Below are 20,147 nucleotides of genomic sequence, written 5' to 3' on the forward strand. Positions count from 1 at the left end.
CGCCGCGCGTGTGGCCGATTTCCACCACCCAGTTCGTGGAAATCGGCGGACGCGCAACGGATCAGGACGAATAATCCTTGCGCAGCTCTACTTTCACGACCTTGCCGCTGGCGTTGCGCGGGAGTTCCGGCACGATCACCAGATCCTTGGGGTGCTTGTAGCGGGCCAGGTTCTCGTTGAGGAACGGCTCCAGCTCCGCGAGGGTGAGCTCGGCGTCGGGGTCGACCAGCGCGACGACGGCGACCGGCACCTCGCCCCACTTCTCGTGCGCGCGAGCGATCACGGCGGCCTCGCGGATCTTGGGGTGCCCGAAGAGCACGTTCTCCACCTCGGCGCAGTAGATGTTCTCGCCGCCGGAGATGATCATGTCCTTCTTGCGGTCGACCACCCAGACGAACCCCTCCTCGTCCGTGCGGACCAGGTCGCCGGAGTGGAACCAGCCGCCGGCGAAAGCCTCGGCGGTGGCCTCGGGCTTGTTCCAGTAGCCCTGCATGAGAGTCGGTCCGCGGTAGACGATTTCGCCGACCTCGCCCGGTGCGACGTCGTTCATCTCCTCGTCCACGATGCGGGCCTGGATGGTGGGGATCGGCTTGCCCACCGAACCGAGCTTGCGCAGCGCGTCCTCGCCCTCGAGCACGCAGGTGATCGGCGACATCTCGGTCTGGCCGAACACCGCGACGTTGGCGGCGTTCGGGAAGCATTCCGCCATGGCGCGCAGCACCGAGTCCGAGGCGGGCGCGGCGCCCCAGCTGAGCATGGTGAGCGCGAGCTTGCGGTCCTTCACGGTGGGCTCGGCGCAGATGGCCTGCCACTGCGCGGGCACGCAGAACGCGGTGGTGGCCTGTTCCTTCTCGACGGCGTCGAGGAACTCGGTGGGATCGAACGCGCCGAGGGGGTGCAGCACGGTCTTGCCGCCGAGCAGGAAATACGGTGCGAGACTTCCGAGTCCGGCGATGTGGAACAGCGGCGAGGTGCAGAAACCGATGGACTCGGGGCCGAGGTTCATAGCCCGGATACAGGTCAGCGCCTGCGCGTTCATGTTCGCGTGCGAGAGCACGGCGCCCTTCGGGCTGCCCGTGGTGCCCGAGGTGTACATGATCAGCGAAGGGGTGTCCTCCGGGATGTCCAGCGGCGTGTGGGGCGTCCCCTCCTCGGCCAACACGTCGTCGTATCCGAGCACGCCCTCCGCGCTCTTGCCGCCGATCACGACGCAGGTCTCGAGCACCGGCGACTGCGCGAGCACGGCGGTGGCCAGCGGCTGCAGGACGGTGTCGGTGACGATGGCCTTCGCCCCGCTGTCGCCGACGATGTAGGCGACCTCCGGCGGGGTGAGCCGGAAGTTCACCGGCACCGCGATGGCGCCGAGCGCGTTGATGCCGAAGACCGCTTCGATGTATTCGGGGTAGTTCAGCGCGAGGATGAGGACCCGATCGCCGAACCCGACGCCACGCCTGGCCAGCGCGTCGGCGAACTTCTGCGAGCGCTCGTGCAGCTGCTGCCACGTCGTGTCCACACCACGGAACCGCAGGGCGACCGCGTCCGGGCGCATCTGCGCGTGGGCGGCGATCTGGTTGTTCCAGTGGTTGCGCCGCGACCTGATCGGCTCGTCGAGCGCCTGTGCACCGGTGGTCATGCCACGTACTCCTCTCGGACCGCCTACAGCGTCCGCCGGGGTGGCCGACCGCCAGGGCGGGCTGAATTGAGACGAGAATAACAACTAACTTAATCGCGCGGCAAGAGATCAAGAGATGAATCATCGTTAATTGACTCAGTGCCGTGGCGCTCGTCGCGGAAGCGCCGCCATCTGCGTTTTTGGGCGGGCGCAGTGCCCTCGAGGGCGCTATCGAACAGTACTGCGCCTGTTTAGCTATGCGAACGGTGACTCACTTACCAGTTGTACGTGAGTCGACCCTCATGTCACGATCGTCCTGTCGGGACGGACCGGCACGCGTGGCGCGCCTGCGCTGGGACAAGCCGTCGCGGTGGGACAGAACAGCGGTGCGCGATCCACGGACGCCGCCGTCATACGGAGGAGAGCGCAATGCTGCGGACCAGGTTCACCGAGGAATTCGGGATCGAGCACCCGATCGTGCAAGGCGGCATGATGTGGGTCGGCCGGGCCGAACTCGTCGCCGCCGTCGCCAACGCGGGCGGACTCGGTTTCATCACCGCGCTGACCCAGCCCACCCCCGACGATCTGCGCAGGGAGATCGAGCGCACCCGCGAACTGACCGACAAGCCGTTCGGCGTGAACGTGACCATCCTGCCGTCGATCAACCCGCCGCCGTACGCGGAATACGTGCAAGCCATCATCGAAAGCGGCGTCAAGCTCGTCGAGACGGCGGGCAGCAATCCGGAGCCGTTCCTGCCGTACTACAAAGAGGCGGGCATCAAGGTGCTGCACAAGTGCACCAGCGTGCGGCACGCGCTCAAGGCGCAGAAGATCGGCGTCGACGGCGTGAGCATCGACGGGTTCGAGTGCGCGGGTCATCCCGGCGAGGACGACATCCCCGGCCTGATCCTGATTCCCGCCGCGGCCCGCGTGCTGGAGATCCCGATGATCGCCTCCGGCGGCATCGCCGACGCCCGCGGCCTGGTCGCGGCGCTCGCGCTCGGCGCGGACGGCGTCAACATGGGCACGCGTTTCCTGTGCACCGCGGAGTCGGCGATCGACCAGAAGGTCAAGGAACAGATCGTCGCCAACAGCGAACTCGACACCCAGCTGATCTTCCGCACCATGCGCAACACCGCGCGCGTCGCGGACAACGAGATCAGCCGCAAGGTGGTCGAAATCGAGAAGGCGGGCGGCACTTTCGAGGACGTGCGCGAGCTGGTCGCGGGCGCGCGCGGCCGCCGCGTCTTCGAAGAGGGCGACCTGGACGCGGGCATCTGGTCGGCGGGCTTGGCCCAGGGCCTGATCCACGACATCCCCACCTGCGGCGAACTCATCAGCCGCATGGTCTCCGAGGCGGAACAGCTCATCACCGCCCGCCTCGCCGACGTCGTCGCCTGAGGTCGGGCGAAATCGACGGTAGTCGAATGGCGATAGCAAGGCCGTCGCGCGGCAAGCGCCGCCAAGCCGCCGACACCGCGCGGATCGCTGTGCTCGAACGCCTACAACGGGCAACGGTGCCACTCAGCGCATTTGGACACCGTGCGCGGCGAACGGCATTCTCAGCGCGAGGGGTTGCGGGTGGCGCGGGCGGTGACCGCGGCGTGGTCGTGGCCCGCGACGATCTCGATGTCGTCGGGGAGGGCGTGTAGGCGGTGGATGACGGCGAAGGCGGCGTCGCGGTCGGAGTCGAACAATTGGCCTGGCATGGGGGCCTTTTCGCGTAGCAGGTCGATCTGGAGCTTGCTCCATACGGCGTCGCCCGCGAGCAGGACGCGGGTGCCGTCGTCCACCGCGAGGAGCACGCCGATGCTGCCCGGGGTGTGGCCCGCTAGGTCGAGCAGCAGTACCGAACCGTCGCCGAACAGGTCCTTGCTGCGCGGGAAGGTCAGCACCGGAGGGCCGTCGAGTTCGAAGGGGTCGAAGGTGCGTCCACGCAAGGGGCCGCGCGCCACGCCGACCGGTGCGTGCGCGCCGAGCATGGCCCACGCGTATTCGGCGGCGGGCAACCGGACGGGCACCTCGGCGGGCAGCTCGAGCAGGCCCGACACATGATCCCAGTGCAGATGGGTGGGAATCACGAAATCGATGTCGCTACCCGCCAAGTCGCGCGCCGCCAGCGCGTCGGACAGGCCGAGCACCGGCTTGTCCGGCGCGACGAACAGCGGCACCGGGAACGGCAGCTCGGGTATCACGCGATCGTGCACGCCGGAGCACAGCGCCGGGTCGACGATGAACCTCGCCTTCGGGTGCTCGATCAGGAACGCCGACATGATCAGCGGCAGCTCCCGCAGGCTGCGCACCCCCTCGGCGACGATGGTCTCCGGTGCGGTCATGTCGCCCTGGGCGAGCACCGTCAGCCGGACGGTCGCGGTGGGGCGCGGCGGCTCGGCGACGGTCAGCCGGGCCAGCAGGTCGGTGTCGGGGCGGCGGGGGCGCAACAGCTTGCCCGGGGTCGCGGCGAGCGCGGCGCAGCAGCGCAGCACGGTGGGCAGGGTCGGCGTCCGCTCGGCGCGCGTCGCACGGTCGGGTTCGAGCACGGTTGTCACGGTAGGGGATGGGCCGGTTTCCGGAAAGCATCCGGGCGACACGCGGGGGCCGCGAGAACTCTTGGCGTGTCGCCAAACGCGCAGGCGAACAGCGGAAAACGGACGTTTTCCGGCCTCTTCAGGTACGGCATAATCGCGGGGGTACCGTTCCCGGGCCGCGAACCGCCGGGAGACGGGGAGGGAGGACGAGATGCGGCCCAGTCAGCCGGACGGGCAAAGTGATACCACCGGAAACGGCCATACCGGCGTGCGCGATCGACGTGCCGCGCTCGCCGACGCCGCCGTCGTGGCGATCGCCGAGTTGCTCGGCGTCGCGCCCGCCGCGGTGTCCACCCGCACGCCGTTCGCCGAGCTCGGGCTGAGCTCGACGCAACTGGCGCGGCTGACCGCACAACTCGAGGACGCGATGGGCGTCGAGGTGTCGCTGGAAGCCGTGTACGACCACCCCGATATCGAGCAGTTGGCCGAGTTTCTCGCGATGCGATGACCGCACGCACTCCGTCCACCCAGCCATCGGTCGCCATCGTCGGCATGGCGTGCCGGGTGCCCGGCGCCGCTGGTCTGGACGAATTCTGGCGACTGCTGACGGCCGGGCGCGATGCCACCGGCGATCCACCTCCGGGCCGGTCGGTGACCAGGCGGGCGGGCTATCTCGACGACATCGAGTGGTTCGACAACGACTGGTTCGCCATCTCGGCCCGCGAGGCGGCGCTGATGGATCCGCAGCAGCGCGTCGCGCTGGAAGTCTCCGTCGAGGCGCTCGACGACGCCGGGATCGGCTATCGCTCAAGAGGTTCCGATGCCGCCGTGGTGTTCGGCGCGTGCGGATACGACCACGGCGTCACGGTGCTCGGCGGCGGTGAACAGGACGCGCCGTACGCGGTGACGGGTTCCGCGCTCAGCATCATCGCCAACCGGCTGTCCTACGCGCTCGACCTGCACGGGCCGAGCCTTGTGGTGGACAGCGCGTGCTCGTCCTCGCTCGCGGCGGTCGACATCGCGCTGCGGCTGCTCGCGGACGAGACCGTGCCCTTCGCGATCGTCGGCGGCGTGAATCTGACGCTGCTGCCGCACACCTCGGACTACCTGGCCGAGAGCGGATTCCTGGCCGAGGACGGGCGCTGCAAGCCGTTCTCCGCGGCGGCCGACGGCTACACGCGCAGCGACGGGTGCGGCGTGCTCGTCCTCCAGCGCACCGCTGACGCGCGGCGCGAGGGAAACCGCGTGTACGCCGAGATCCTCGGTGCGGCGGTCGGTTCGGACGGCCGCTCGAACGGCCTATACGCGCCGAACGGACGCGCTCAGCGAGAGACCGTGCGCGCCGCGTGGTCTCGCGCCGGACTCGACCCGCGCCGCGCGGGTTACATCGAATGCCACGGCACCGGAACGGCTCTCGGTGACGCGGTCGAGGTCGGCGCGTTGGCCGCGGTGCTCGGCGGCGGGGACACCTGGATCGGTTCGGTGAAGTCCAATCTCGGCCACCTCGAGGCGGCGGCGGGCGTGACCGGGTTGATCAAGACCGCGCTGTCGATCCATCGCGGCGTCATCGCGCCGACCATTCATTTCGACACCCCGAACCCGCTGCTGAAGTTGGCCGAGCGCGGACTGCGGGTGCCCACGGAGCCGGTCTACTGGGCGGCCGCGCCGGAAGAGCGGCTGGCCGGGGTCAGCTCGTTCGGATTCGGCGGGACCAACGCGCACGTCGTGCTGCGCGGGTATCCGGAGTTCGCGGCGTCGCGAGGTGACGAGCCGCCGGTACTGATACCGGTGACCGGGCGCGACGTGGCGGATCTGCAGATTCAGGCGCTGGCGTTGGCGCAGCGGTTGGATTCGGAGGGTGAGTTCGCCTCGAGTCGCGGCGATTCGGTGCGCGACTCCGTAGCCGGGTGGAATTCGGAATCCGCTGGGAAGACCAGCATTACGGGGCTTTCGGACGGAGCGGCCAAGCGCTCACCCGGCCGCGAATCCCCCAGGGATACCCCGCCGGAACTCGACGGCACATTCCCCACGGCTACCGGGGCGATACTCGACGGCGAGCCCCCCAGGGCTACCCGGCCAGTACTCGACGGCGAGCCCCTCACGGCTATCCGGCCGATCTTCGACGGCGAATTCCCCACGGCTGCCCCGCCGATACTCGACGGCAAATTCCCCACGGCTACCCGGGCGGTACACGACGGCGGATCCCCCACGGCTACCCGGGCGATACGCGACGGCGGATCCCCCACGCCCGCCCCACCGGTACTCGGCCGCGAATCGCCCACGGCCGCCCGGCCAGTATTCGACGGCGAAGTCCCCACAGCTACCTGGGCGATACTCGACGGCGAATCTTCCACGGCTACCCGGGCGATACGCGACGGCGAATCTTCCACGGCTACCCGGGCGGTACAGGACGGCGAATCTTCCACGGCTACTCGGGCGATACGCGACGGCGAATCCCCCACAGCCGCCCCACCGGTATTCGACGGCGAGTCTCCCACGGCCGCCCGGCCAGTACTCGACGGCGAACTCCCCACAGGTCTCCCGGCGGTACTCGACGCCGAATCCCCAACGGCTACCCGGCCAGTACCTTACGGCGAATCCCCAACCGCCGCCCGAGCGACACACGACGGCGAATCCCCCACGGCCGCCCCACCGGTACTGGACAGGGTGGGCGCGACGGCTGACCCACCGGTACCGGGCAAAATAGCCTCGACGGCAGACGCGACCGAACGGACGGCGCGACCATGGCCGAGTGGATGGTGCCGCAGTTCCGCGACCGCGATCGCGGAAACCAGGACATCCGAGCGCATTCCCGTACCCGAGCCCACGACACGCGCCGCGGGCAGAGATGAAACCACTGCGGCGGCTGGGTATTCCACTTCAACCCTTCGCCCACTCGCCGCGGCGGCGGCCCGATTAGTGCCGGAGGACGCGCGCGCCAGCGTGATCGCGCACGACCGCGCGACGGCGGTCACCGCGTTGCGGGCGTTGGCGCGCGGCGAGAGCGGTCCCGCGATCACCGGTCCCGGCACGGTCCGGCGGCGCGGCGGTGTGCTGTTCCTGTTCTCGGGGCAGGGCGGGCAGCATGCGCGGATGGGACGCGCGTTGGCGGCGCGCTATCCCGTGTTCGCCCGTGCCCTGGCCGAGGCAGCGGACGCGATCGCGGCGCACGGCGGGCCGAAGGTGTGGACCCCGCGCTACGGGTTCGGTCTCGGCGAGGACGGGCGAGCCGCCACCGAACTGGTGCAGCCCGCGATTTTCGCCTACCAGGTGGCGTCTGCGGAGCTGTTGGCCTCCTGGGGGATTCGGCCGGACGCGGTGGCGGGGCACAGCCTCGGCGAGATCGCGGCGGCGGCGGTGAGCGGCGCGTTGACGCTCGCCGACGCGGCGCTGGTCGCGGTGCGGCGCAGCCGTGCACTGGCGACGCTCGACGGGCAGGGCGCGATGGCGTTGCTGGAGGCCACCCCGGACGAGACGGAGCGGCTGGTCGCGCCGGTGCGGGCCGAGGTGGCGATCGCCGCGGTGAACGGACCGCGTTCGGTTGTGGTGTCGGGGACGCCGCGCTATATCGACACTGTCGTGCGACGGGCGAAGCGCCGCGGCATGTTCGCACAGCGCATCGCCGTCGACTTCGCCGCGCACAGTCCTCAGGTCTCCTCCGTGCTGACCGAATTCATCGGCGCACTGGGCGATTTGGCGCCACGTACGCCACACACCCCCGTCTACTCCACGACACGCCGCGGCGCAGTGTTGACGACGGCCGCGCTGGACCGCGACTACTGGGCCGAGAACGCCTCGGGGACAGTCGAACTCGCGGCCGCACTGGAACGCGCCGCCGCGGACGGACTGGCGACGGTACTGGAACTCGCGCCGCACTCCGTCCTCGCTTCGGCCGCCCGCGAGTATCCGGAATTCCGCGACGCCACGTACCCGATCGCCGATCGTGACGACGAAGCCGGGGCCTTCTTGCGGTGCCTGGCCGGGTTGTACGACGAGGGCCGTCCGCTCGACTGGTCCGCGAGCGGACCCTTCGTCGTTCCGCCACCGCGCAGGCGCTGGCGGCGCAGCCAATTCGACCTCGTCACGCGACACCGAACCGGCCGAGCGACAACCCCTTTCCGCACCGGCTCGCTGGAAGATCATGTGGTGCGCGGCGTTCCCACCGTGCCCGCCGTGCACTGGGTGCGCAGGCTGCTGCACCAAGCGAACAGCGCGGCGGCCGGGATGATCGCCGATTTCGTCGTCCACGAACGCACCGACCTGTCCGTGCTTCCCGAAGCCGTCTACCGCACCGACGACGCGAGCGTCCGGGTGCACGCGGGCGCGACGCTGCTTGCCGCGGCACGGCCCGCACCGGGACCGACCCCCGCGGACATCGTCGCGTGGATGCGGGCGGTCGACGCCAATCGCGCCGCCCAGCACCGGATGCGGACGCTCGCGGCAGGTTCGTTCTACGACGCGCTGCGCCGCAGGGGACTCGAATACGGTCCGCGCTTTCGTCCGCTGCGCGCCGTCGCCGCCGCACCCGGGCGCGCGCTCGGGCATTTCGATGCGGCCGAATTGCACAGCGCCGCAACTTTGGACGGTTGCCTGCACCTGCTCGCCGCGGCCGCGGACGGCACGCTGCCCGACGGACTCGTCCCGCTGCCCATCGCCATGGATACGGCGTGGGTGTCCACCGAGCCGGGGCGCGTGGTGGCCGAGGCGCACGCCGTCACCCGTGAGCGCACGGCGCGCGGTTTGATCGGCGACGTCGTCGGCACCGATCAGCACGGTGTGCCCGTGCTGGCGTTCTCCGGCGTGCGGGTTCGTTTCGCGGACGCGCGATCGGTGGATCACTTCCGGCACGACGAGGACTTCGGCGGCGAGGAGCGCGGAATCTTCCGCACCGAAACGTGGCAGCCGATCCTCGCCCCCGCGAGCCAGAGCTACGACCTGACGCGAGTACCGCCGATCAACACCGCGCACTCCGCCCCACACCCCAGGAACGATGCGACACCGGCGAACTCAACCAACGCCCCGCACTACGCCCCACACCCGACCAACGATGCGACACCGGCGAACTCAACCAACGCCCCGCACTACGCCCCACACCCGACCAACGATGCGACACCGGCGAACTCAACCAACGCCCCGCACTACGCCCCACACCCGACCAACGATGCGACACTGGCGAAGGCAGCCAACGCCGCGCACTCCGCCCCGCACCCGGGGAGCGCTGCGGCACTGGCGAAGGCGGCCAACGCCGCGCACTCTGCCCCGCATCAGGGGAAGGGTCCGGCACAGGCGAGCTCGGCCGACATCGCGCACTCCTCGCCGGGCAATGAACCGGTACCGGCAAGTCCAGCGCGGAGGGGAAGCACATCCGGCGCTCCGCATCCGAGGCGCGCGCTCGTGGTGGGCGAGTCCGACCTCGCCGTTCGACTGTCCCGCGCGCTGGAGCGCACACTGCCGACCGAGCGGATCGCACGGGAACCCGACGCGGCCGGAGCCATCCTCGCGTCGGTGCTGCTGGCCCGGGACGCCGCCGACCGCACCGCGCTGGTGACCGTCTGGCCCGACGACGGCGGCGAACCCGGCACCTCCGCGGTCGGCCGAGTTCTGGACGTGCTGCAATGCGCGCAGTCCGATCCGGCGATCGGCTCGCTGACCGTCCTGCTTCCGCAACGAGCACGGCGCGGAAGCACCGCCAACGCCATCGCCGCGCTGACCCGGACACTCCAGCTCGAGTCCGGCCGTCCGGTGCGGCTGGTCTGGACCGATACCGATCCGCGCACGCTGCCCCGGCTCGTCGAGCTGGTCACCCAGGACGCGCACCCCGCCGAACTCGAGGTGACCGCAGGCGAACTGGCGGTGCGGCGGTTCGTCCCGGCCACGCCGGACGCCCCGCCCATCGTGATCGATCCGGACGGAACCTACGTGGTGACGGGCGGTCTCGGCGCGCTCGGCGCGGTCGCGGTGCGCTGGCTGCTGGACGCGGGCGCGCGCGACGTGGTCGTGTTGACGCGTTCACCCCGCCCGGTGCCCGCCGTGCTGGACGGCTCCGAGGATCACGTGGTCGTCGTCGGCTGCGACGTGGCCGATCGCAGCGACCTCGCGAACGCGCTCAACGACATTCGCGAATGCGGCTCCACCATCCGTGGCGTGATACACGCCGCGGGCGCGCTGGAGGACGCCGCCTTCGAGGATGTCGACCCGGACCAGCTGGCCAGAATGTTCGCGCCGAAGGTCGGCGCGGCCGCCGACCTGGTGGCGCTCACGGCCGCCGACCCCACCGACTTCGTGCTCCTGTTCTCCTCTGCCACCGGCGCTTTCGGCGCACCGGGTCAGGCGGCGTACGCGGCCGCCAACGCCGCGATGGACGCGGTTGCCGCCGCTGCGGGAGACCGCCGGGTGCTCAGCATCGGGTGGGGAGTGTGGGCGACGGGCCTCGCGGCGACGGCAGGCGGCGCGGAGCACCTGCGCCGTGCGGGCATCGCCGCCCTCGACGCGGAGCGTGGCGCGGCGATGCTGGCCAAGGCCTTGCGATACCACGGACCGTATCTGCTCGCCTTGGACTACACGCCGACCGACGACCGGTCGCCGGTGGCGGCCCGCCTCCGCGAGCTCCTCGGCGCACCGTCCTCCTTCGAGCGATCGCCGAATTCGGCCGGTGTATCGACGGCCCGCGGTAGCGACAACCCGATCCGCCGATCCGACGGCGTCGCACCGGCCGATCCGGAGTCGATCACCGCCGCCATCCGCCGCGTGCTGGCCGCCACCCTGGACCTGCCCGCCGAAATGATCGGCGCCACCGACGACTTCAACGATCTCGGCCTCAGCTCGCTGCTCGCCATCGAGGCGCGCCGCACGCTGGAGGCGCGGCTCCGCATCGCTATCTCGACAGCCGAACTCTTCCAGCACCCCACCATCGCCGCCCTCGGCGCCGCCCTCGCCGACCGCGTCGCCGCGAACGACAGCGAGGCATCGTGACCACCGAACACCCCAGCCCGCTCGCCGCTCTTGCCGACCGGGTCGCCAGAAACCACTGCGAGGCACCGTGACTGCCGACTTTCCCAGCCCACTCGCAGCCCGCGTCGCGGCGTGGGCGGCGACCAAGCCCGATGCCGAAGCCTTCGTCGAATTGCGTTATCGCGGAACGTCCTGCTTCCCACGGTCGCTGACCTACGCGCAATTACACCGCGCCGCAGGCACACTCGCATCGCAGCTGCGCGCGACCACCGAACCGCGCGGCCGAGTGGCGATCCTGTGCGCACACGGCCTGGACTACGTGGTGGCCTTCCTCGCCTGTCTCTACGCCGACCGCGTCGCGGTGCCGCTCTTCCCGGTCTCCGGCGCGCGCAATACCGCGCGGCTCGAGGGCGCGCTCGCCGACTCCCGTCCTGCGCTGTGCCTGCTCTCCCCTGGCGACGCGGTGACCGAGCCGAGCGTCGGCACGTCGCTCGGCCGAATCCACTACCTGCCCGACGAACTGGTGATCGCGGAGGCCTCGGACCCGGTGCTCGATCCCGTCGGCCGGGGTCCCGCGTACCTCCAGTACACCTCCGGCTCGACCAAGGCGCCCGCCGGCGTCGAGGTGACGCACGCGAATCTCGGCGCGGCACTTGCCCAGCTCTGGACCGCGGTGCCCGCGGCGCGACACAAACCCATCGTCACGTGGTTGCCGTTCTTCCACGACATGGGCTTGGTGCTGGCGCTGGCACTGCCGCTGTACTCCGGCGTGCTCGGCGTGACCATGGCCCCGGCGGAGTTCGTCAAGCGTCCGATCCGCTGGTTGCGCGCCTGTGCCGACTACCGGGCGGGCGTCACCGGCGGCCCGAATTTTGGTCTCGCCCTGGCAGTTTCGGGCACCACTCCGCGGGAGCGCGAACAGCTGGATCTCTCCGCCCTGGACGCCCTGCTCAACGGCGCCGAACCGATCCGCGCCGAGGCGCTGGAGCTGTTCTCGAAGACGTTCGCGGCCAACGGTTTCCGCCACTGCGCGCACACGCCCGGTTACGGCCTCGCCGAGGCGACGCTCTCGGTGACCATCGGTGATCAGGCCGCCGAACCCGTGACTTACCGCTTCGACCGGGCTCGTCTCGCCGAGGGCATGGCACTCGTCGACGAGACCGGCGCCGCCGGAGTTCCGCTCGTCGGCTGCGGCTTTCCCGCCGGACAGCGGGTCGCGGTGGTCGATCCGGCCGCCCGAACCGAGCTGCCCGCGACGATGGTGGGCGAGATCTGGGTGGCGGGCCCGAACGTCTGCGGGGGCTACTTCGGCAATGCCGCCGCGACCGAGGAGACGTTCGGCGCCACGCTGGCGGGGCGGCCCGAACGCTGGCTGCGCACCGGCGATCTCGGCTTCACGTTCGACGGCCAGCTCTACATCGCGGGCAGGCTGAAGGACCTCATCGTGGTGGACGGCCGCAACCACTACCCGTCCGACATCGAATCGACGGTGACCGACCACGCGCCGGAAGTGCGCCCCGGCCACGTGACGGCCTTCGGCCACGACGACGGACGACGCGAGGACCTGGTGGTGGTCGCGGAGCTCGCGGAGCACGCCGCCGAAGCCGACGCGCTCGCGGAGGTCGCGCGGCGCATCAGGGCCGCGGTCGCGACGGCGCACGAGGTGATGCCGGGTTCGGTCGTGCTCGTGGAGCCGGGCGGAATCCCCAAGACCTCCAGCGGAAAACTACGACGCGGCGAATGTCGCAGGCTCTTCGGCGCGGGCAGGCTTCCGCACCTGGTGACGATCGGCCACCGGCCCGCGCCGTGAACCTCAGTCCTCGGTGCGGCCGAGGAGACGATCGGTCTCGCGCCGCTCCCGCTTGGTGGGGCGACCGGTGCCGCGGTCTCGGCGCGGCATGGTCGCGAGGATCTCGCGGGAGGGCGGGGGCGGGCTGCGGTCGATCAGGCACTGCGCGGCGACGGGAGCGCCGACGCGCTTGGTGATGACCCGCTCGACGATCACGATGCGTTCGACACCGCCCGCGCGGATGCGGATCTCATCGCCCGGCCGCACGGGCTGGGCGGGTTTCGCGGTGCTGCCGTTGACGCGGACGTGCCCGCCTCGGCAGGCTTCCGCGGCGGCGGACCGGGTTTTGAACAGGCGTACCGCCCAGGTCCAGGAATCGACCCTGGCCTGCGTCAAGGCAGCCTGTTCTCCCTTCGGCACCGGTTCAGACTATGCGTACATCCGCCTCGGCTCCAGCCGTGCACGGGCCGACGACGGACTTGCCCGAGGGTGACCCTTATTCCACGATGCGGCGAGCGGTGACCACGTCGTCCGGGCTCAGCGAGGTGTAGGACACCGGCTGGCCCGACTGGACCGCGTTGAGCAGCTTGCCGTCACCGGCGTACAGGCCGACGTGGCCGCCACCGTTGGTGATGACGATGTCACCGGGCTTCAGGTCCTGGAAGGCGACGGGGGCGCCGACGTGGGACTGCTCGAAGCTGGTGCGGGGCAGCTCGATACCGGCCTGCCGGTAGGCCCACTTCACCAGACCGGAGCAGTCGAAGCTGGACGGGCCAGCGGCGCCCCAGGAGTACATGGCGCCGACCTTGGTCTTGGCGGCGTCCAGAGCGATGTCACCCGGAGAGTTCTGCACCTCGAACGGGTTGGGCATCTGGAAGTTCGGGAACTGCGGCGCGGCGAGCGGCGCCTGCTGCGGGGCACCGGCCTGCGGCGCGGCGAGCGCCTGCTGAAGCTGCTGGTTGAGCTGCTGGACCGGCTGCTCGAACTCTTGGGGTACCGGAACATCGAAACCGCCGATGCCGGGGATGTTGATCGTGGCGGCCATCGCGGGCACCGCGGGCATCGCGCCAGTGGCGGCCACCGCACCCATAACGAGAGCACCCTTAACGGAATTCGGCAGTCGCGATTCCCGCTGCAAGCTGTGTTTACCCACCGAGCTGAGTCTCCGATCTTCCTGCTCTTCCACCGACCGGGTTAGCTGACGGGTTCGGGCCGGGAAGATCGGCCCTACCACTCCGGCCGTGCGGCCTTCGCGGATTCACCCCAGACGAACCTGTGGGTCCCCGGCACGGCAGGCGGATCCTGGTGGGCCGACTGCCGTTTAGGTGGTGACTCCATGGCGCCACTCCTCTTACGAAGCGACTCCCTCCACGAAGTCACGAAGAGATTACGATGTCGGAAGCGGTGTTGTCCAGCGCACAGTGCAGTTTTTCCAGCCCTTGTGAAAAATCACTGGACGACCGGGCGGAATGATGCCGAGGTGATCAGGTCACGGTCCGGTCTCGGCGGACTGCACAGTGTTACGAAGCGAGTCGGGCGAGTTCAGGACCGTGAGTCGCGCTCGGCGAGCGCCCGCTCCAGCTCCTCGATGCGCCGCCGCGCCTCGGCCAGGCCGACCTCGAGTTTGCCGAGCGCCATGACCAACGGGCCGACCGCGAGATCGGCGACCAGTTGCGGATCGTCGTAGCCCTGCTCGATGGCGACGAGGATGTTGGACCGGATCAGCCCGGCCTGAGTCGCTCCGGCGGGCACGGTCCAGGACTCGACCACCTCGGCGGTGGTATGGGGAGCTGGCTCCTCGGACATGACTCCTCCGTTCCCACGCGGGCCGTTCACCGAACCGCCCCAAGCGTAAAGACTTCCACGCGGAAGACAAGGGCGAAATACCCCTCTCTACGACATCGGGTAGAGATAGGAAGATTCTTGTGCCCGAACGCGCTACGGTGTGTCGGCATGGACCCCGTGCGCAATCCGTACGCACCCGGCGCGGGCCAGCGCCCGCCCGAACTCGCCGGGCGCGACAAACAACTGACGGCTTTCGACATCGTGCTCGAGCGCGTCGCGCGGGGCAGGCCGGAACGCAGCGTGATGCTCACCGGCCTGCGCGGCGTCGGAAAGACGGTGCTGCTCAATCAACTTCGCTCGGCCGCGATCTCGCGCGGCTGGGGCACCGGCAAGATCGAGGCGCGACCGGATCAGGAACTGCGCAGGCCGCTCTCCTCCGCGCTGCACATGGCCACCCGCGCCATCGCCATGGCGCACCGCAATCCGGAGCGGGTCGACGACTTCCTCGGCATTCTCAAGGCCTTCGCGCTGCGAGCCACCGCGGACAAGGGCATGCGGGAACGCTGGCAGCCCGGCATCGACGTGCCCGCGGTCTCGGGCCGCGCCGACTCCGGCGACATCGAGATCGACCTGGTGGAGTTGCTCAAGGAGGCGGCGGGGCTGGCCAGCGACATCGGCGTCGGCATGGCGATCTACATCGACGAGATGCAGGATCTCGGCGCCGCCGACATCTCCGCGATCTGCGGCGCCTGCCACGAATTGAGCCAGGACGGCGCGCCTTTGATCGTCGTCGGCGCGGGTCTTCCCCATCTTCCCGCGGTGCTGTCGGCATCGAAGAGTTACTCGGAGCGCCTGTTCAGCTACCACCGAATCGATCGGCTGGATCGGGAGTCGGCCGACCAGGCGCTGATCGCGCCCGCCGAGCGCGAGGAGGTGAAGTTCACCGAGGAGGCGTTGGACGCGCTGTACGAAAGGGCCGACGGCTACCCCTATTTCGTGCAGGCGTATGGCAAGGCGGCGTGGGATCAAGCGCCGGAGAGCCCGATCACCGCCGAGGATGTCGAGGTGGCCTCACCTGCGGCGGAGGAGGAGCTGGCGGTCGGCTTCTTCGGCTCCCGCTATGAGCGGGCAACACCGGCGGAGCGGGAGTACATGCGCGCCATGGCCGACCTGTCCGGCGACGACGGCCCGGTCGCGACCGCCGCGGTGGCGAGCGAACTCGGTCGCAAACCGGCCTCGCTCTCGCCCGCGCGGGACGGTCTGATCAAGAAGGGGCTGATCTACTCGGCCGAGCGCGGCACGATCGGTTTCACGGTCCCGCATTTCGGTCGCTACCTGCGCAGCGTGTGATCGGCGTATATCCACAGCGCCGGGAGCGATCCCCGGCAAACGGCGCATGGACGGCGATGCGCCCTCGCTCTCTATCAAGATCATTAGAAATCGGTAGATATCGATCGGCCCATATGCCTACCGGTGAGTAACCGACTTTCCTACACTCGAATGTGATTCTGATCACGTCCGAGGAGGACACCATGGCGACTGCCGCGAAAGTCGACGCCACCGAAGAACAGGCTCGCGCACTAGTCGAGGAATCCCGCGAGACCAGCTGGGCCAAACCGTCGTTCGCCAAGGAGATGTTTCTCGGACGGTTCCGGCTCGATCTGATCCACCCGTACCCCCGGCCAGGCGCGGAGGAGGCCGCGCGCACCGAGGCCTACCTGGCGCGGCTGCGGCCGCTCTGCGAGAGCATCGACGGCTCGGTGATCGAGGCCGAGGGTCGCATCCCGGACGAATACGTCAAGGGTCTCGCCGAGCTCGGCTGTTTCGGCCTGAAGATCCCGGAGTCCTACGGCGGCCAGGGCCTGACGCAGTACGGCTACAACCGCGCGCTGATGCTCGTCGGTTCGGCGCATCCCAGCCTCGGCGTGCTGCTCTCGGCGCACCAGTCCATCGGTGTGCCGGAACCGCTCAAGCTGGCGGGCACCCCCGAGCAGAAGGCCGAGTTCCTGCCCCGCTGCGCGGCGGGCGCGGTCAGCGCGTTCCTGCTCACCGAACCCGACGTCGGTTCCGACCCGGCCCGCATGGCCAGCACCGCGACGCCGACCGCCGACGGCGAGGCCTACGAGCTGAACGGCGTGAAGCTCTGGACCACCAACGGCGTCGTCGCCGAGCTGCTCGTGGTGATGGCGCGGGTGCCCAAGAGCGAAGGGCACCGGGGCGGCATCTCGGCGTTCGTCGTCGAGGCCGACAGCCCGGGCATCACGGTCGAGCGCCGCAACGCGTTCATGGGTCTGCGCGGCATCGAGAACGGCGTCACGCGGATGCACAACGTCCGCGTGCCGAAGCGCAACCTGATCGGCAGGGAGGGCGACGGCCTCAAGATCGCGCTGACCACGCTGAACGCCGGGCGGCTCGCCATTCCGGCACTGTGCACCGCCGCGTCGAAATGGTCGCTGAAGATCGCCAGGGAGTGGAGCGCCCAGCGCGTGCAGTGGGGCAGGCCGGTCGGCGAGCACGCCGCCGTCGGCGAGAAGATCTCGTTCATCGCCGCGACCACCTACGCGCTGGAAGCGGCGCTCGACCTCTCGGCGACCATGTGCGACGAGGACCGCAACGACATCCGCATCGAGGCCGCGCTCGCCAAACTGTGGGCCAGCGAGATGAGCTGCCGGATCGCCGACGAGCTGGTGCAGATCCGCGGCGGACGCGGCTACGAGACCGCCGCGTCGCTCGCCGCGCGCGGAGAGCGGGCGGTCGGCGCCGAACAGCTGCTGCGCGACCTGCGCATCAACCGGATCTTCGAGGGCTCCAGCGAGATCATGCGGCTGCTGATCGCCCGCGAGATGGCCGACGCCCACATGGCCGCCGCGGGTGCGCTCGTCGACCGCAAGGCCGAGTTCAAGGACAAGGCCAAGGCCGCCGTCGGCGCCACCGGCTTCTACGCCAAGTGGTTCCCGCAGCTCGCGGTCGGCGCGGGCACCGTCACCGGCACCTACGCCGAATTCGGTCCGCTGGCAAGGCATCTGCGGTTCGTCGAACGCACCTCGCGCAAGCAGGCGCGCTCGCTGATGTACGGCATGGCGCGCTGGCAGGCCGGCCTCGAGTACCGGCAGAACTTCCTCGGGCGCATCGTCGACATCGGCGCCGAGCTGTTCGCCATGTCGGCGGCGTGCGTGCGGGCCGAAGCCCAGCGCGCCACCGGTGGGCCCGAGGGCCACGCGGCCGTAGAACTCGCCGACACGTTCTGCCGCCAATCGCGCATCCGGGTGCGCGAGCTCTTCGACGGGCTCTGGGAGAACACCGACGACGAGGACCGGACGCTCACCAGGGGCGTGCTGGACGGGCGGTACACGTGGCTGGAGGACGGCATCATCGACCCGAGCGAGGGCACCGGGCCGTGGATCGCCGAATGGCAGATCGGTCCGTCCACGGAGGCCAATCTGCTGCGGCCGTTCCTGCCGTCGACGAAGTCTCACGTGAGCCCGTAGCGAGGCGGGGCGTGCGCCCGGTGGACTGTCCCCGCCGGGCGTCATGCACATCTGCCGATGTATGGCGGATCCGCTAGAAGCCCATAGATTTCCGATACTCGCGAAAGCGGTAGGGAAATCTACCGCGTTCTAGGAGGTTCGATAGAACGCCGGATACGGAGATCGCGAGCGGGACATCGATCAAGATCTACTCGTATCTAGCAATCGACCTAGTTTTCCGTAGATTCTCCGGCGAAGCCGCCGCGAGCCAGGCGGACATTCGCCTGGCGCGCGTCGAACGCGGCCTTCGTCCGGTCGTACCGACCGGTGTGATCGACCAGCGGCCTCGGTTGGACAACGTGTCCATAACGCCCGGTATGGACGGCTAACGGTGCGGAAATGGATATCGACATCCTGGCAAGACGCTCCGACCAGGTGCCCGCCGCAGGAGAATCTCATGTCGACCATCGCCCGCCGCGCCGCCGATTTCGACGGCCACCGTGTGACGGTGTCGGCCGATGACGGTGTCCCGATCTCGGTCCGCACCTTCGGCGCCGACGACGCGCCGTTCACCGTCGTGTTCGTGCACGGGCACTGCCTGCGCACCGAATCGTGGACCTTCCTGCGCGAAGAATTGACGCGCCAGTGGGGCGAGGGCGTCCGGATGGTCTTCTACGACCACCGCGGTCACGGCGAGTCCGGCGTCGCCGACCCGTCGACCTACACCATCGACCAACTCGGCCACGATCTCGACGCCGTGCTGCGCACGATCGCCGCGACCGGCCCGGTGGTGCTGGTCGGGCACTCGATGGGCGCGATGGTGGTGCTCGCCTACGCCCGGCTGTTCCCCGAGGCCATCGGCACGAAGGTGCTCGGCGTCGGGCTGATCGCGGGCATCGCCAATGGGCTCAACGAGGTCGGCATCGGCAGGCTGCTGCACCGGTACGCCGTCACCTCGTTGCAGGCGGCGGTGGTGCGCGCACCGCGGGTCATGCAGGCGTCGAAACAGTTCTCCCGCCGCATCTTCGAGCCGATCATGCGCGAGGCGAGCTTCGGCACGAGGAAGATCAACCCGAGGATGGTCGCCGTCGCCACGGCCATGCTCAACGAGACGCCGCTGCTGACCATGTCGAGCTTCCTCGGCTCGCTGATCACCTTCGACGAGACCGCGTCGCTGCACCGGCTCGGCGACATCCCGGCGCTGGTGCTGGCGGGCTCGGCCGACATCGTCGTGCCGTTCGCGCACTCGGTGTTGCTCGCCTCCCAGCTCACCAGCGCCGAACTGGTGCGGATCGAGGGCGCGGGCCACAGCGTCATCCTGGAACGCGCCGAGGAGGTCGCGTTGTCGATCGTCGCGCTGGTCAACCGCGCCTCGGGAACGATGACCACACCGGGGCCCGAGTACGCCGCGGCCAGCTGACCCGGCTCGAATGTTCCCCCTGCGGTTGCGAACCGCCGGAGGAGCCCGCACGCTGGAACCATCCCCCGATGATGCGGGCAAGCTATCCGCAAATCTGAGAATCCCGAATCGCACGAGCTTGTTCGGGAATCTTTCTGTACTGTGTTGTAGATCACGTTGTGTGGTGGGTCACACGACTCGGTGGTGTGCGGCCCTGGGGAGATCTCCGGAACCGTAGGTGCCGACCGGGCTCGCACGGCCACCGAAGGAACACAGGAGGTAACGATGACACGCAGCGATATCGCGGAACTGCGCTACGCCGTCAACCAGCTCCGGCAATCCATCGGCGCACTGCGCTCCCACTATGGCGACGCGAAGACGGTGCGACGGCTGGAGAACGACCTCGAACGGCTCGTCATCGACGCCGACGAGTTCGAGCAGGCGCCGCCGCCCGAGGTGACCAGCCGACCGCAGGAGACCATCTACGTCCCGGACAGCAAGTCCGACGAGGCGGCCTGGATGGGCGCGCAGGACGAAGGCCTAGGTTTCCACTCCCGGCCGCGCACGAAATAGCAAACACCCAGCGGTGCTCGTCCGCTGATGCGGGCGAGCACCG

General features: G+C 69.6%; 13 protein-coding genes and 1 riboswitch. Of the genes, 8 read left to right on the forward strand and 5 right to left on the reverse strand.

What is annotated here, in order from left to right; all coding sequences use genetic code 11:
- Nucleotides 1-61 precede the first annotated feature (61 nt).
- Nucleotides 62-1,633 carry a fatty-acid--CoA ligase FadD5 gene (fadD5, locus tag AB0H49_RS00105; RefSeq protein WP_357245485.1) on the reverse strand — a complete coding sequence of 524 codons (1,572 nt, stop codon included), beginning with the start codon at nucleotides 1,631-1,633 and terminating at the stop codon, nucleotides 62-64.
- A gap of 408 nt (nucleotides 1,634-2,041) precedes the next feature.
- Here fadD5 and AB0H49_RS00110 point away from each other — a divergent pair, with 408 nt between their 5' ends.
- Nucleotides 2,042-3,013, forward strand: a complete 972-nt coding sequence (locus AB0H49_RS00110) for a nitronate monooxygenase (RefSeq protein ID WP_357245488.1) — start codon at nucleotides 2,042-2,044, stop codon at nucleotides 3,011-3,013.
- Between the two features lie 161 nt (nucleotides 3,014-3,174).
- On the opposite strand, the gene AB0H49_RS00115 is transcribed toward AB0H49_RS00110, so the two are convergent.
- Nucleotides 3,175-4,152, reverse strand: a complete 978-nt coding sequence (locus AB0H49_RS00115) for an MBL fold metallo-hydrolase (protein ID WP_354998360.1) — start codon at nucleotides 4,150-4,152, stop codon at nucleotides 3,175-3,177.
- Nucleotides 4,153-4,351: 199 nt separating this feature from the next.
- On the opposite strand from AB0H49_RS00115, the gene AB0H49_RS00120 reads away from it, so the two are divergent.
- The 3 genes from AB0H49_RS00120 to AB0H49_RS00130 all read left to right on the forward strand — a co-directional run bounded on the left by AB0H49_RS00120 (nucleotide 4,352) and on the right by AB0H49_RS00130 (nucleotide 12,901).
- Nucleotides 4,352-4,648, forward strand: coding sequence for an acyl carrier protein (locus AB0H49_RS00120; RefSeq protein ID WP_357245492.1), 297 nt, complete (start codon nucleotides 4,352-4,354; stop codon nucleotides 4,646-4,648).
- Nucleotides 4,645-11,112, forward strand: a complete 6,468-nt coding sequence (locus AB0H49_RS00125; protein WP_357245495.1) for an SDR family NAD(P)-dependent oxidoreductase — start codon at nucleotides 4,645-4,647, stop codon at nucleotides 11,110-11,112. Before AB0H49_RS00120 ends, AB0H49_RS00125 begins: the two co-directional genes overlap by 4 nt.
- 67 nt (nucleotides 11,113-11,179) lie before the next feature.
- On the forward strand, nucleotides 11,180-12,901 hold the full coding sequence (locus tag AB0H49_RS00130; RefSeq protein WP_357245498.1) for a fatty acyl-AMP ligase: 1,722 nt from the start codon (nucleotides 11,180-11,182) through the stop codon (nucleotides 12,899-12,901).
- A 3-nt stretch (nucleotides 12,902-12,904) separates the two neighbouring features.
- Here AB0H49_RS00130 and AB0H49_RS00135 read toward each other — a convergent pair whose 3' ends face one another.
- The 3 genes from AB0H49_RS00135 to AB0H49_RS00145 all read right to left on the reverse strand — a co-directional run bounded on the left by AB0H49_RS00135 (nucleotide 12,905) and on the right by AB0H49_RS00145 (nucleotide 14,686).
- Entirely contained in the window at nucleotides 12,905-13,300 is a 396-nt protein-coding gene (locus AB0H49_RS00135) for an RNA-binding S4 domain-containing protein (RefSeq protein ID WP_354998356.1), read from the reverse strand.
- Between the two features lie 76 nt (nucleotides 13,301-13,376).
- Nucleotides 13,377-13,970, reverse strand: coding sequence for an NlpC/P60 family protein (locus tag AB0H49_RS00140; protein ID WP_354998355.1), 594 nt, complete (start codon nucleotides 13,968-13,970; stop codon nucleotides 13,377-13,379).
- A gap of 78 nt (nucleotides 13,971-14,048) precedes the next feature.
- Nucleotides 14,049-14,218: riboswitch (cyclic di-AMP (ydaO/yuaA leader) on the reverse strand.
- A 204-nt stretch (nucleotides 14,219-14,422) separates the two neighbouring features.
- A complete protein-coding gene (locus tag AB0H49_RS00145; RefSeq protein ID WP_354998354.1) occupies nucleotides 14,423-14,686 on the reverse strand; it encodes a hypothetical protein in 264 nt (87 codons plus the stop codon).
- Between the two features lie 147 nt (nucleotides 14,687-14,833).
- Between AB0H49_RS00145 and AB0H49_RS00150 the strand changes: the two genes are divergently transcribed.
- The 4 genes from AB0H49_RS00150 (at nucleotide 14,834) to AB0H49_RS00165 (ending at nucleotide 20,104) form a co-directional block, all read left to right on the forward strand.
- The gene (locus AB0H49_RS00150) at nucleotides 14,834-16,015 is read left to right on the forward strand and encodes an ATP-binding protein (protein WP_357245503.1); all 1,182 of its coding nucleotides are present in this window, start codon (nucleotides 14,834-14,836) and stop codon (nucleotides 16,013-16,015) included.
- A 182-nt stretch (nucleotides 16,016-16,197) separates the two neighbouring features.
- Entirely contained in the window at nucleotides 16,198-18,153 is a 1,956-nt protein-coding gene (locus AB0H49_RS00155; RefSeq protein ID WP_357245506.1) for an acyl-CoA dehydrogenase family protein, read from the forward strand.
- A 436-nt stretch (nucleotides 18,154-18,589) separates the two neighbouring features.
- Nucleotides 18,590-19,552: an alpha/beta hydrolase gene (locus tag AB0H49_RS00160; RefSeq protein WP_357245509.1), complete on the forward strand. Its 963-nt coding sequence runs from the start codon at nucleotides 18,590-18,592 to the stop codon at nucleotides 19,550-19,552.
- A 264-nt stretch (nucleotides 19,553-19,816) separates the two neighbouring features.
- The gene (locus AB0H49_RS00165) at nucleotides 19,817-20,104 is read left to right on the forward strand and encodes a hypothetical protein (RefSeq protein ID WP_354998350.1); all 288 of its coding nucleotides are present in this window, start codon (nucleotides 19,817-19,819) and stop codon (nucleotides 20,102-20,104) included.
- Nucleotides 20,105-20,147: the final 43 nt, after the last annotated feature.

The sequence above is a fragment of the Nocardia sp. NPDC050713 genome (assembly GCF_040654315.1).
GTDB lineage: Bacteria > Actinomycetota > Actinomycetes > Mycobacteriales > Mycobacteriaceae > Nocardia.